This window comes from Salinimicrobium maris (assembly GCF_049680855.1).
Classification (GTDB): domain Bacteria; phylum Bacteroidota; class Bacteroidia; order Flavobacteriales; family Flavobacteriaceae; genus Salinimicrobium.
The window spans coordinates 55675-68825 of record NZ_JBMPGS010000002.1 but is presented as its reverse complement, the minus strand read 5'-3'; the positions used below and the strand labels follow the sequence as shown (position 1 = coordinate 68825).

The window sequence follows — 13151 nt, the reverse complement described above, 5'->3', positions numbered from 1 at the left end:
AATTCCTATTCCGGGTATTCTATTCGCAAATGGAAGATGTTCTTCAATTTCCTTTTCAGCACCTTTTTGATAAGCTGAATTTCCATAAAGGTAATATCCGAATTCAGGAATTGCTCCTCTTCCATTTGCTTATTAATAATCTTTTCCACAAAATTATCTATTAATTTTGCAGTAGGTTCTTTTAAACTTCTACTGGCTGCCTCCACACTATCACACATCATTAAAATAGCGGTTTCCTTACTAAAAGGAAGAGGTCCGGGATATCTAAAATCTTCAGGATTCACTTTGTCATTGGTTTCCTGTTCTTTCTTGAAGAAGTAGTATACCGTAGTGGTCCCATGATGAGTACGAATAAAATCGATCACCCTGTCTGGAAGGTTTCTCTTCTTGGCAATTTCTATCCCATTAATTACGTGTTCAATGATAAGTTGTGCGCTTTCCTGTGGAGAAAGTTCATCATGAGAGTTAACAGATGTCGTTTGATTTTCGGTAAAGTAGGTAGGATTTCTCATTTTACCAATGTCATGATAGAGCGCTCCTACTCTCACCAACATCGCATTGGCACCAACCTCATTGGCTGCAGCTTCGGCTAAATTGGCAACATTGAGAGAATGGTGAAAAGTCCCCGGTGCCTTGTCTGAAAGCTCCTTTAAAAGCTTACTATTTGTATCTGAAAGCTCCAGCAATGACATATCGGAAACCAATCCGAATATTTTTTCATAAGCATAGATCAATGGCTGCACAAACAGCGTGGCCAATCCGTTAAGAAGGAACATAAGGAATACTTCGGGGTTAATTTCAGAAATTGCACCTTCCTGTATAATAGTAAACGCAAAGTAGGAAATAATATAGATAAGAGTGATTTGTCCTACAGAGATGAACAAATTTGCCCTTTTGTAAAGTTCAGAAACTGTAAGAATGGTTACGATCCCCGCAATGATTTGCAGGAACATATATTCATAACTGTCTGGAACCACAAAGCCCAATAGTACCACAGTTATGACATGAGTAAACAACCCAAGACGTGAATCAAAAAAGCCTTTTAAAGTAAGGGGCAGAATACACAATGGAACCACGTAAACGTAATTTACATTGAAGTTGATTACTCCAATGGTAAGAAGCACCATCAAGAGCAAATTGAAAAATATAAAAGTAACCTTGATGTTATTTTGAAAAATATCTGGTCTATATTTCCTGATAAACAGGAGCAACATCAGCAAAGCCAGGAAAACCAGGACACTGTAACCAAAGATCACCCAATTATAATTGGCTTCACTCCATACCTGCGATTCATACTCAGCCTTGAGGGAATTTAGGATTTTAAGTTTATCGCCTTCCACGATTTCTCCTTTAGCCACAATAATGGTCCCTCGTTCTACACTTCCGCGGGTATAGGAGATCTGGTTGTACTTGCTTTCGAGCTCCCTAAGAGTTAGCTCCTCATCATAACTTACATTAGGGCGTACAGAATTAAAAAACAGTCCCAGCAGTTCATCGCGAAATAATTGCAACTGCCTTTCTTCTATCCTGCTATTCAAAAATGACCTTAATTCATTTTGTTTCAGAATATGTTGGTAGGAAACTTCATTCGCTTCATTTCCCCTACGTAGATATACCAGTTCCTCGCCCCCTACAGGAATGATTTCTTGAATGAGTCCGTAGTTATAGATGTTCTGGGTGGTCTCCTCTACAAAATTCTGCAAACGGTTCTTCTGCACCCTGTGAAGAGAATCTGGAAATATGCCAGAAAATTCAATTGCAATGGCCTTTTTGACGCTGTCAACTACCTGCTCATCATATTCATAATATGGAATATGACTTTCATTGATTTGTTCTTTTTCAGCTTCAATTTCCTGTGGGGTCTTAAGAATGGCAAAATCAAAGGGAGCATAAAGGTTATCATACTGCCAGGGCTTCCCACGTGGAATTTCATATTTAAATTTTCCTCCCTTCGGAAACAAATAAACAACCAGGAAAGTAGTAAGTAGAAATAAAAAAATTTTATAAAATAGGGCCTGGTTCTTATAGAGAAAATTTACAAGTCGTTCCATATAATTTTTAGCTGAATTCAAATGTACTAAAAATTCACTGCTGAAAGTCTTTACCTTGGTTTGTTCCTCATAAAATGATTAAATTCGCCATAGAAATCTAAATTAGATATGATGAGCAAAGAAGTAGTAATAGTAAGCGCCGCAAGAACTCCAATTGGTAGCTTTTTAGGCAGCTTATCGACTGTCCCGGCAACCAAGCTTGGATCTATAGCAATTAAAGGAGCACTTGATAAAATAAACCTGAAGCCTGAACTCGTGGAAGAAGTTCTCATGGGAAATGTAGTGCAGGCAGGAACGGGCCAAGCGCCGGCACGGCAGGCAGCAGTAGGTGCAGGTATTCCATATAATGTACCTTGTACAACAGTTAATAAAGTTTGTGCCAGTGGCATGAAAGCTGTCACTCAAGGTGCACAGTCTATAATGCTGGGAGATGCCGATATTATAGTAGCCGGTGGAATGGAAAATATGAGTATGATCCCTCATTATCTTCATTTAAGAAACGGACAGAAATTTGGGCCAGCCACGATGATCGACGGATTACAGAAGGATGGTCTGACAGATGTATACGGGCAAATGGCAATGGGAGTTTGTGCAGACGAATGTGCCGTAGAGCATGAGTTTACAAGAGAGGATCAGGACAAGTTCGCTATCCAGTCATACCAGAGATCGGCCAAGGCGTGGGAGGAAGGAAAATTTGACAACGAAGTAGTTCCTGTTGAAGTCCCCCAAAGAAGAGGCGATGCTTTGGTTATTAAAGAAGATGAAGAATATAAGAAAGTCAATCTTGACAAGGTTACTTCCCTAAGGCCCGCTTTTTCCAAAGAAGGTACGGTAACTGCTGCAAATGCTTCTACTATTAACGACGGTGCCGGTGCCGTTGTGCTTATGAGCCGAGAAAAAGCCGAGGAAATGGGATTAAAGATCCTTGGGACGATCAAAGGTTACGCTGATGCAGCGCAAGATCCAAACAAATTTACTACTGCACCGGCTATAGCATTACCGAAAGCATTGAAAAAAGCAGGTATTTCACAAGAAGAAGTAGATTATTTTGAATTTAATGAAGCATTTTCTGTTGTCGGCCTGGCGAACATGAAGATACTAGGATTAACAGATAAGAATACAAACGTAAACGGTGGTGCCGTTTCTTTGGGACATCCTCTTGGCTGTTCGGGAGTAAGAATACTTATTACCTTGCTAAATGTATTAGAACAAAACAATGGGAAAATTGGGGCTGCTGCAATCTGTAATGGCGGCGGTGGTGCTTCAGCAATAGTGGTAGAAAGGAGCTAATTTTCAAAAGATTCTTCATGCAATACGGAATTTGCAACCTAAGTGCAGTCTCCCTTAGATTAGAGCCTTCGGAACGCAGTGAAATGACCAGCCAGCTCTTATATGGAGAACATTTTAAAGTGCTCGAAAACCGAGACAAATGGTCAAAAATTAGGGTTGCACATGATCTTTTTGAAGGTTGGATCAACAACAGTCAATATCTTCTTATTTCTGAAGAGAATTATTCGAAATTTGATGCGGCAGAACCGGTATTTTCGGCAGACCTGGTTGAATTAATTTTTGATGAAAAGCAAAATTTATTACCGATTCCACTGGGATCGGTAATAAATTTTCATTCATTTTTAGCACATAAATACGACGGAAAGAAAATCAGCGGAAAAACTGCTAAAACAAAATTACTGGAAACAGCATTTCTATATTTAAATACGCCATTCCTATGGGGTGGAAAATCTCCTTTTGGCATAGATGCCAGTGGCCTAACACAAATGGTTTATCGTCTTAGTGGTTATCAAATTTCGAGGAATGCAGCCCAACAGGCGCAACAAGGGGAATCCCTTAGTTTTATTGAAGAAAGTGAACCAGGAGATCTGGCATTTTTTGATGACAAAGAAGGCATAATTAATCATGTGGGCCTAATGATGCATAATAATTATATCATCCACGCCTTCGGAAAAGTGAGAGTAGATAGAATCGACCACTCCGGAATTTACAATGCCGAACTTAGACGGCACACTCACAAATTAAGAGTGATTAAAAAAATCATATAAGCATAAAAAAACCCGCAAATGCGGGTTTTTTTATGCTTACAAATTCTAGTGCTTATTGTTGAGCTTCAATTTCAGCAATTTTCTGCTTCATCTTTTCAGCATTTTCCGGCTCGTTTAGCTGATAGTATATGTTCATCATTGTTCTTGCCGCCTCTACATTGTCCGGATTTTTTTCCAGAACCTGCTCAAGATGAGGAATAGCATCACGATATACCGAACGTCGTTCTTCTGCTAGCTCATCATAGCGCTTATTCTCTGCAGCACTTGTTCCAAGTGTATTCATTTCCTCAACGATTGGCTGCTCTCTAGACAAAATTACATGGGCAATGTTAATTCTGGCATTTGTCATTTCAGGGTCAAGTTCTAAAGCCTTCTTATAAAATTCAATTGCTCTATCTCTTTCACCAAGCTCGGCAGAACTTACTCCCAAATTGTAAAGAAGTACAGCATTCTCCGGATCCTGCTCAACTACCTGCTCCATGATGTCACGATACTTTTCCATATCTCCCATGGAATAATACATATCTGCTTCAGATTGCAAGAGAGCAACATCATTCGGGTTTTCCCTTTTAGCATCTTCCATAGCAGCCACAGCTTTCTCATTTTCTCCTTTTTCCATGTAGATCAAGGCAACATTTTTAGCAATTTCCCCAGTTTTTGATTCGGTCTTCCGATCTTGTGGATCTGTATAATCACCACTTTTCACAAAAAGATCACGCTGTTCCTTAGAGGTCATCACTTCGGTCTCTCCTGTTTCTTTATTTACAGCAGTATATTCTGTTTGTTCTCCGGAAAAACCAAGATCTTTTAATGTCTCATAAAAATCTAGAGCTTTATCATAATTACCTGCGTTAACTGCGTTTGAAGCAGCGTAGTATAGGTATAGCGTGTCCTGCTTATTCAATTCATAGCTTTCATAAAGCTTATCAGCAGCACCTTCGAAATTCTTTGCGTTTTGATCTGCAATAGCCGCATTCACCAAGGCGTTACTGGCAGCAGTGATTCCCTGAGCCGCTTCATCATGTCCTAACTGCTGAGCTTGTTTAAAAGCTTCAGTAGCCGCAGACAGATCCTGAGGCGGTACGTTTTCACCATTACCAATTAATGCATAACCTTTGTAAAGGTAGTAATCGGCTTTTTCATCTTCATCAGCTCCTGCCAATTCGGCTTCTGCTTCATTCAGATAATCTTTTGCTTTCTGCCATTCGCCCTTTTCAACGGCTTTTCCGGCCCTGCGTATTTCTTTCTTTTGGGCAAATGCCACGACAGTAAACATAGCTAGTACCGCCGTTAAAATTCGTGTTTTCATTTTTCTTGGTTTTGTATTTGACTTATTCTTCGCTATCATTTGCAATAGTTGTGCCATCCTGGTTGTCACCTGTCATATCAAGCTCTTCCTGATCACAAACGTTCTCTACGTCTTCCTCTTCGTTCATTACTTTTGCAACAGCTGCAATGGAATCGTTTCCTTTAAGATTTATAAGTCTTACCCCCTGAGTGGCCCGGCCCATAACTCTCAAGCTATCTACAGAAGTTCGAATGGCAATTCCTGATTTGTTGATGATCATAAGGTCATCCAGATCTGAGACGTTTTTGATAGCGACAAGACTTCCGGTTTTTGGAGTAATAGAAATAGTTTTCACTCCTTTCCCCCCACGGTTGGTGATGCGGTAGATTGGTTCTCCATCTTCAGGATCGTCTATATAAGTACGTTTTCCATATCCATTTTCAGAAACCACTAAAACTGTTTCCTCCTGCGGATTCTGAACGGCAATCATTCCAACTACTTCATCTTTGTCATCAGCAAGGGTAATTCCTCGAACTCCAGATGCATTTCTTCCCATTGGTCTAGTCTTGCTTTCCTCAAACCTAATGGCTTTCCCGCTCTTAAGCGCGAGCATTACCTGGCTGTTTCCATTGGTTAATCTGGCCTCCAGCAACTCATCCCCTTCCCTAATGGTAATGGCATTGATTCCATTGGTTCGCGGTCTTGAATACTGCTCCAGAGAAGTCTTCTTAACCTGCCCTTTTTTAGTCGCCATGATTACATAGTGACTGTTAATGTACTCTTCATCTTTAAGATCTTTGGTACAAATAAAGGCCTTAAGCTTATCATCTGGTTCCAGATTAATAAGATTCTGGATTGCTCTTCCCTTTGAAGTTTTACTTCCTTCAGGGATCTCAAAAACCCTCATCCAGAAGCATTTACCTTTTTCTGTAAAGAACAGCATGTACTGGTGATTTGTTCCTACGAAAAGGTTCTCCAGAAAGTCTTCATTTCGGGTCGTAGATCCTTTTTGTCCCACACCTCCCCTGTTCTGGGTTTTATATTCAGTAAGTGAAGTTCGTTTAATATAGCCTGCATGAGAAATTGTAATGACCACCTGTTCATCGGGGATCATATCTTCCATACTCAGGTCTCCTCCGGAATATTCTATTGTAGAGCGTCTTTCATCACCGTATTTTTCCTTTACCTCAAGCAGCTCATCCTTGATCACCTGCATTCTTCGCTCTTTTCTCGCAAGAATATCTTTAAGATCTTCAATGGTAGCCATCAACTCATTATATTCTGCCCTTAACTTATCCTGCTCCAGACCTGTAAGCTGTCTCAATCGCATTTCAACAATCGCTTTGGCCTGAATTTCTGTAAGTTCAAAACGTTCGATCAATTTAGCACGCGCCTCGTCTGCATTATTAGAAGCTCTAATAAGTGCTATTACTTCATCAATATTATCTGAAGCTATGATCAATCCCTCCAAGATGTGAGCTCTTTCTTCAGCCTTACGCAGTTCATAGGTGGTACGGCGAACAACTACGTCATGTCTGTGCTCTACGAAATGATAAATCATGTCTTTGAGATTCAGCATTTCGGGACGCCCCTTCACCAAAGCAATATTATTTACACTAAAGGAAGATTGTAAAGCGGTGTGTTTATATAAGGTATTAAGGACAATATTTGGAATGGCATCACGCTTAAGGATATAAACGATTCGCATTCCATTCCTGTCAGATTCATCCCTAATGAGGGAGATCCCTTCAATTTTCTTGTCATTGACCAGTTCTGCCGTTTTTTTAATCATTTCGGCTTTATTGACCTGGTAAGGAATTTCGGTAACCACCAAAGCCTCTTTTCCATTCACTTCCTCAACGCTTGCCTTGGCCCGAACTACTATTCTTCCTCGGCCCGTTTTAAAGGCTTCTCGTACGCCATCATATCCGTAAATGGTACCGCCGGTTGGAAAATCGGGAGCTTTAATATGCTGGATAAGTTCGTCAATCTCAATGTCGTGGTTATCAATATATGCCACAGTACCATCTACAACTTCAGAAAGGTTATGAGGTGGCATATTTGTCGCCATTCCAACGGCAATACCACTTGCACCATTCACCAAAAGGTTTGGAATTCTTGTCGGCAGAACTTTCGGTTCCTTAATAGTATCGTCAAAGTTCAATTGAGTATCAACAGTCTCCTTGTCAATATCTGCAAGCATATCTTCACTAATCTTGCGCATACGGGCTTCTGTATAACGCATCGCCGCCGGACTGTCACCGTCAACAGAACCAAAGTTACCCTGACCGTCAACTAACATATAACGAAGGCTCCATTCCTGAGCCATCCTTACCATCGTGTCATAAACCGAAGAATCTCCGTGCGGGTGATACTTACCTAAAACTTCCCCTACGATTCTCGCTGATTTTTTATGAGCTCTGTTTGAGAGAACCCCAAGTTCATACATCCCATATAAAACCCTCCTGTGCACAGGTTTTAAACCATCACGCACGTCTGGCAGAGCACGTGACACAATGACCGACATTGAATAATCAATGTAAGCCGATTTCATTTCATCTTCAATGTTGATAGGAATTAACTTTTCTCCTTCAGCCATATATTCATTTATTTTGGTTCAAAAAACTAACGTGCCAATTTACGCATTTTGGGCAAGCTATTACCTATCACAGCCTATGTTTTCCCTTATTTTATTAACAAATTTTTATGGGTGCTTCGTTAATAAGTTCATTACTTTCTGTTTTGATTTATGAGAGTTATTTTGTCAATTAGCTATAACTCATAAAAGGTATGGTTTTTGAAACTTGAGTTAATACAAATTAGAGAGAAAGGAATAACATGGATGATAATTTTTCCCCAAGAGTAAAAGATGTCATAGCCTATAGCAAAGAAGAAGCTTTAAGGCTAGGCCATAGTTTTATAGGAACAGAACATTTAATGCTTGGTTTACTTCGTGATGGAGATGGCAAGGCAATTAATATACTACACGCCCTGGATATAGATTTAACGCACCTAAGGCGCAAAGTGGAAATTTTGAGCCCCGCAGAGCCTGATGCCGCAGTGAATTCAAACGAAAAAAGGAATCTGCATCTTACCCGGCAGGCAGAACGTGCATTAAAAACCACATTTTTGGAGGCAAAGCTTTTCCAAAGCTCTTCGATCAACACAGCTCACCTACTGCTTTGTATATTGAGGAATGAGAATGACCCCACTACAAAGCTGCTGAATAAGCTAAAAGTGGATTATGACGGAGTAAAAGATCAGTTCAAATATATGATCACTAATGAAGATGATTATAACATGGACACGCCCTCTGCCGAATCATTTTCTGATGAAGATGCTACTGCAGATGATTCAGGTAAAAGCAATCCCTTTTCGGGAACTACCGGGAAGTCCACAAAAAAATCAAAAACACCGGTTCTTGATAACTTCGGAAGGGATCTAACGGCTATGGCAGAACTGGATAAACTTGACCCTGTTGTGGGAAGAGAAAAAGAAATTGAAAGAGTTTCTCAAATCCTTAGTCGTCGTAAGAAAAACAACCCATTGTTAATTGGAGAACCCGGAGTTGGTAAATCAGCTATTGCCGAAGGTTTAGCACTTCGCATTGTGAAAAGAAAAGTATCTAGAATACTTTTTGATAAACGTGTAGTAACGCTTGATCTTGCAAGCCTGGTCGCCGGCACCAAATATCGCGGACAATTTGAGGAGCGAATGAAGGCGGTGATGAACGAACTTGAGAAGAATGATGATATCATCCTTTTCATTGATGAAATTCACACCATTGTAGGTGCCGGTGGCGCTACGGGAAGCCTGGATGCCAGCAATATGTTTAAACCTGCCCTTGCCAGGGGAGAAATTCAATGTATTGGGGCTACAACCTTAGATGAGTACAGGCAGTACATTGAAAAAGACGGAGCTTTAGAAAGACGCTTTCAAAAGGTAATTGTGGAGCCTACCACCGTAGAAGAAACAATACAGATCCTGAACAACATCAAAAATAAATACGAAGAACATCATCACGTAACGTATACAGATGAAGCGATTGAAGCCTGTGTAAAACTCACCAACAGGTACATGACAGATCGTTTTCTTCCAGATAAGGCTATTGATGCCTTAGACGAGGCTGGTTCCAGAGTCCACATCACGAATATTGACGTTCCAAAGCAAATACTGGAGCTGGAAAGAAAACTTGAAGAAGTTCGTGAAAGTAAAAATTCTGTAGTTAAAAAACAGAAATATGAAGAGGCAGCTAAACTTAGGGATGATGAAAAAAATCTTGAAAAAGAGCTTGCCATAGCCCAGGAACGCTGGGAGGAAGAATCAAAATCCCACCGGGAAACAGTTTCAGAAGATAACGTGGCCGATGTCGTTTCCATGATGACAGGAATTCCCGTCAACAGGATTGCGCAAACAGAGATCAATAAACTCGCAGAATTACCTAACCTCATCAAAGGAAAGGTAATTGGGCAGGATGAAGCTGTTGGAAAAGTGGTAAAAGCGATTCAAAGGAACCGTGCCGGACTTAAAGATCCGAATAAACCAATTGGCTCCTTCATTTTCCTAGGACAAACGGGAGTTGGGAAAACGCAGCTTGCAAAGATCCTTTCCCGCGAATTGTTTGACAGTGAAGACGCGCTCATTAGAATTGACATGAGTGAGTATATGGAGAAATTTGCGGTAAGTAGATTGATTGGGGCACCTCCGGGATACGTGGGTTACGAAGAAGGTGGACAGCTAACTGAAAAAGTGAGACGTAAGCCTTATGCGGTGATCCTGCTTGATGAAGTTGAGAAAGCGCATCCAGATGTTTTCAACATGCTCTTACAGGTTCTTGATGACGGATATTTAACGGATAGTCTTGGACGAAAAATTGACTTCCGGAATACCATTATCATCATGACTTCTAATATTGGAGCGAGAAAACTAAAAGATTTTGGACAGGGAGTTGGATTTGGAACTGCCGCCAAAAAATCTCAGGTTGATGAAAATGCAAGAGGTGTGATTGAAAATGCTTTAAAAAAGGCATTTGCACCCGAGTTTCTGAACAGGGTTGATGACGTTGTAATCTTCAATGCCCTTGAACAGGAACACATCCATAAGATCATTGATATTGAACTTCAAAAACTCTTCGGACGAATTGGAACGCTTGGATACGATCTTAAATTAAGTGATAAAGCGAAAGATTATATCGCCGAAAAAGGATTTGACCGCCAGTTTGGTGCCAGACCTTTAAACAGAGCGATTCAGAAGTATATTGAAGATGCGCTGGCAGAGGAGATCATCACCTCCAATGTTTCCGAAGGAGATAAGATCTTTATGGATTTTGATGAGGAGAAAAAAGAGCTCACCATCAATATCGAAAAGACTAAAAAGGAAACAGAATCTTAAATTCTGTAGAATTATAAAAAAGAAAACCTGTGAGAATCTCACAGGTTTTTTTATGTTCAAATTTATACCTACTTGTGCCTTTTTTGAAGCACTTCCACGACATCTTTGAGGGAATAACCTTTTTGTTGCAAAAGGATTAGGTAATGGAACAACAAATCGGCACTTTCATTTAAAAATAGATCGTCATTTTGATCTTTTGCTTCAATAACGACTTCCACAGCCTCTTCACCTACTTTTTGAGCTATTTTGTTGATCCCACTTTTAAAAAGAGAGGCCACGTAACTCTTTTCATTTTCAGGATTATTTTTCCTTTCAGAAATGACATTTTCGAGGGTCGATATAAATCCGAAGTTTTGTTCATTCCCTTCTCCCCAACACGTAGCCGTTCCTTTGTGACAGGTTGGCCCCTGCGGATTTACACTTAGCAACAGCGTGTCATTGTCACAATCTTCTTTTAGATCAACAAGGTGCAAAAAGTTGCCACTTTCCTCTCCTTTTGTCCATAACCGTTGTTTACTGCGGCTGAAAAATGTAACTTTCTTAGTATCTAGGGTTTTTTGGTAAGCTTCTTCGTTCATATAGCCCAGCATCAGCACATTTTTCGTGATTGCATCCTGAACAATTGCCGGTACCAAACCATCTTTATCTTTACTAAAATCTATGTTCATCTTGTCTTGTCTCTTGGTTCTTTTCTCTTTTTCTAACCTCTGAATTTTTAATCTCGCAACTTCGCTTTATAGTCTCACCTCAATATCCTGCGCTTTCATTTCCTTTTTTAAATCAATAATCTCAATTTCCTTGAAATGGAAAACACTGGCCGCAAGAGCTGCATCGGCTTTTCCTTCTATAAAAGTATCGCAAAAATGTTGAATGTTTCCTGCACCTCCCGAAGCTATTATTGGAATATTCAATTCTGAAGAAAGTTTTGCCAAAGCTTCATTCGCAAAGCCAGATTTTGTTCCGTCATTGTTCATTGATGTAAATAAAATCTCACCGGCACCACGCTTTTCCACTTCCCTGGCCCATTCGAAAAGATTCAAATCTGTGGGAATTTTTCCACCCACTAAATGTACCATCCATTCTCCGTCTACTTCTTTCGCATCAATTGCGACGGTAATACATTGGCTCCCAAACTTTGCCACCAGCTCATTGATCAATTGAGGGTTTTTCACTGCTGAAGAATTGATGGAAACTTTGTCTGCTCCGTTTTGCAACAGTACGTCCACATCTTCTACAGAGGAAATTCCACCGCCAACGGTAAAAGGAATGTTCACAGTAGCGGCCACCCGAAGCACCAAATCAGCTAAGGTTTTTCTCTTTTGTTCCGTAGCAGTGATATCCAGAAATACCAGTTCATCGGCACCGGAATCTGAATATATCTTTGCGAGTTCTACAGGATCACCGGCATCACGGAGTTCGACGAAATTTACGCCTTTCACAGTGCGCCCATTTTTTATATCCAGGCAGGGAATGATTCTTTTTGTCAGCATAGTGTCTATTTCTTGTAATATCTCAGCAAGTCGGTCATTCTAAACTTGTTTCAGAATCTCTAGTATAAGAAGCTGAAATACATTCAGCTTGACTTTTACACTATTAATATTACTTATTGATTCTGAAGAATAAATTTCTCCAGTTGCTTCAAACTTATTCTTCCTTCATAAATGGCTTTACCCAAGATCGCACCTTCACATCCGATTTCTGCGAGTAAAGGAAGATCGTCAAAAGTGGCTATTCCTCCGGAAGCAATCAGCTTAATATTCTTTGTTTCTTCTAAAATTCTTCGGTAAAGATGTGTTGAAGGCCCCTGCAACATTCCGTCTTTAGAAATATCTGTACAAATCACATTTTCCACCCCCTTTTGCTCGTACTGCTGAATAAAAGGAACCAGTTCTAATTCAGATTCATCCAGCCAGCCGTTTGTTGCCACTTTCTCATTATTCGCATCTGCCCCTAAAATGATCTTTTCACTTCCAAATTTCTGAAGCCAACTTTCAAATATTTCAGGGTTTTTCACGGCAATGCTCCCACCTGTAACTTGGGAAGCTCCGCTTTCAAACGCTATTTTCAAATCTTCATCAGATTTTAATCCGCCGCCAAAATCAATTCGTAAAGTGGTTTTAGTAGCAATTTGCTCCAGTACTTTGTGGTTCACAATATGTTTTGACTTTGCACCATCAAGGTCTACCAGGTGCAGATATTGGATACCGTGATCCTGGAATTCCTTTGCTACCTCCAGCGGATTCTCATTGTATATTTTTTTCGTATTATAGTCCCCTTGGGAAAGTCTTACACACTTTCCGTCAATAATGTCTATAGCTGGGATTATTTTCATTTGACGTTAGATCTTAGAAGTTAAAGGGTATA

The 13151-nt window shown here is 40.2% G+C and carries 9 protein-coding genes; 3 read left to right on the top strand and 6 right to left on the bottom strand.

Annotation, left to right across the window (positions count from 1 at the left end; all coding sequences use genetic code 11):
- Positions 1-5: 5 nt before the first annotated feature.
- Entirely contained in the window at positions 6-2051 is a 2046-nt protein-coding gene (locus tag ACOV1Q_RS05900; RefSeq protein ID WP_424493466.1) for an HD family phosphohydrolase, read from the bottom strand.
- A 111-nt stretch (positions 2052-2162) separates the two neighbouring features.
- Here ACOV1Q_RS05900 and ACOV1Q_RS05895 point away from each other — a divergent pair, with 111 nt between their 5' ends.
- Positions 2163-3341: an acetyl-CoA C-acyltransferase gene (locus ACOV1Q_RS05895; RefSeq protein WP_424493465.1), complete on the top strand. Its 1179-nt coding sequence runs from the start codon at positions 2163-2165 to the stop codon at positions 3339-3341.
- A 17-nt stretch (positions 3342-3358) separates the two neighbouring features.
- Positions 3359-4108 (top strand): C40 family peptidase, encoded by a 750-nt coding sequence (locus ACOV1Q_RS05890; protein ID WP_424493464.1) that lies wholly within the window; start codon positions 3359-3361, stop codon positions 4106-4108.
- Positions 4109-4160: 52 nt separating this feature from the next.
- Here the strand turns inward: ACOV1Q_RS05890 and ACOV1Q_RS05885 are convergent, their stop codons facing one another.
- Together ACOV1Q_RS05885 and gyrA are read right to left on the bottom strand one after the other, a co-directional pair.
- Positions 4161-5417, bottom strand: a complete 1257-nt coding sequence (locus tag ACOV1Q_RS05885; RefSeq protein ID WP_424493463.1) for a tetratricopeptide repeat protein — start codon at positions 5415-5417, stop codon at positions 4161-4163.
- Positions 5418-5439: 22 nt separating this feature from the next.
- Complete coding sequence (gene gyrA / locus ACOV1Q_RS05880; RefSeq protein ID WP_424493462.1) at positions 5440-7995, bottom strand: DNA gyrase subunit A; 2556 nt, start codon at positions 7993-7995, stop codon at positions 5440-5442.
- A gap of 239 nt (positions 7996-8234) precedes the next feature.
- Between gyrA and ACOV1Q_RS05875 the strand changes: the two genes are divergently transcribed.
- Entirely contained in the window at positions 8235-10787 is a 2553-nt protein-coding gene (locus ACOV1Q_RS05875) for an ATP-dependent Clp protease ATP-binding subunit (protein ID WP_424493461.1), read from the top strand.
- Positions 10788-10855: 68 nt separating this feature from the next.
- Here ACOV1Q_RS05875 and hisIE read toward each other — a convergent pair whose 3' ends face one another.
- From hisIE to hisA, 3 genes are all read right to left on the bottom strand, one after another.
- Complete coding sequence (hisIE, locus tag ACOV1Q_RS05870) at positions 10856-11500, bottom strand: bifunctional phosphoribosyl-AMP cyclohydrolase/phosphoribosyl-ATP diphosphatase HisIE (protein ID WP_424494307.1); 645 nt, start codon at positions 11498-11500, stop codon at positions 10856-10858.
- 21 nt (positions 11501-11521) lie between these two features.
- Positions 11522-12277 (bottom strand): imidazole glycerol phosphate synthase subunit HisF, encoded by a 756-nt coding sequence (hisF, locus tag ACOV1Q_RS05865; RefSeq protein ID WP_424493460.1) that lies wholly within the window; start codon positions 12275-12277, stop codon positions 11522-11524.
- A gap of 113 nt (positions 12278-12390) precedes the next feature.
- Positions 12391-13119, bottom strand: coding sequence for a 1-(5-phosphoribosyl)-5-[(5-phosphoribosylamino)methylideneamino]imidazole-4-carboxamide isomerase (hisA, locus tag ACOV1Q_RS05860; protein ID WP_424493459.1), 729 nt, complete (start codon positions 13117-13119; stop codon positions 12391-12393).
- Between the last annotated feature and the right edge of the window lie 32 nt (positions 13120-13151).

Coding starts and splice junctions, on each gene's coding strand:
- hisF (WP_424493460.1), bottom strand. CDS start 12,277: ATGCTGACAAAAAGAATCATTCCCTGCCTGGATATAAAAAATGGGCGC.
- gyrA (WP_424493462.1), bottom strand. CDS start 7,995: ATGGCTGAAGGAGAAAAGTTAATTCCTATCAACATTGAAGATGAAATG.
- ACOV1Q_RS05900 (WP_424493466.1), bottom strand. CDS start 2,051: ATGGAACGACTTGTAAATTTTCTCTATAAGAACCAGGCCCTATTTTAT.
- ACOV1Q_RS05885 (WP_424493463.1), bottom strand. CDS start 5,417: ATGAAAACACGAATTTTAACGGCGGTACTAGCTATGTTTACTGTCGTG.
- hisA (WP_424493459.1), bottom strand. CDS start 13,119: ATGAAAATAATCCCAGCTATAGACATTATTGACGGAAAGTGTGTAAGA.
- ACOV1Q_RS05890 (WP_424493464.1), top strand. CDS start 3,359: ATGCAATACGGAATTTGCAACCTAAGTGCAGTCTCCCTTAGATTAGAG.
- ACOV1Q_RS05875 (WP_424493461.1), top strand. CDS start 8,235: ATGGATGATAATTTTTCCCCAAGAGTAAAAGATGTCATAGCCTATAGC.
- ACOV1Q_RS05895 (WP_424493465.1), top strand. CDS start 2,163: ATGAGCAAAGAAGTAGTAATAGTAAGCGCCGCAAGAACTCCAATTGGT.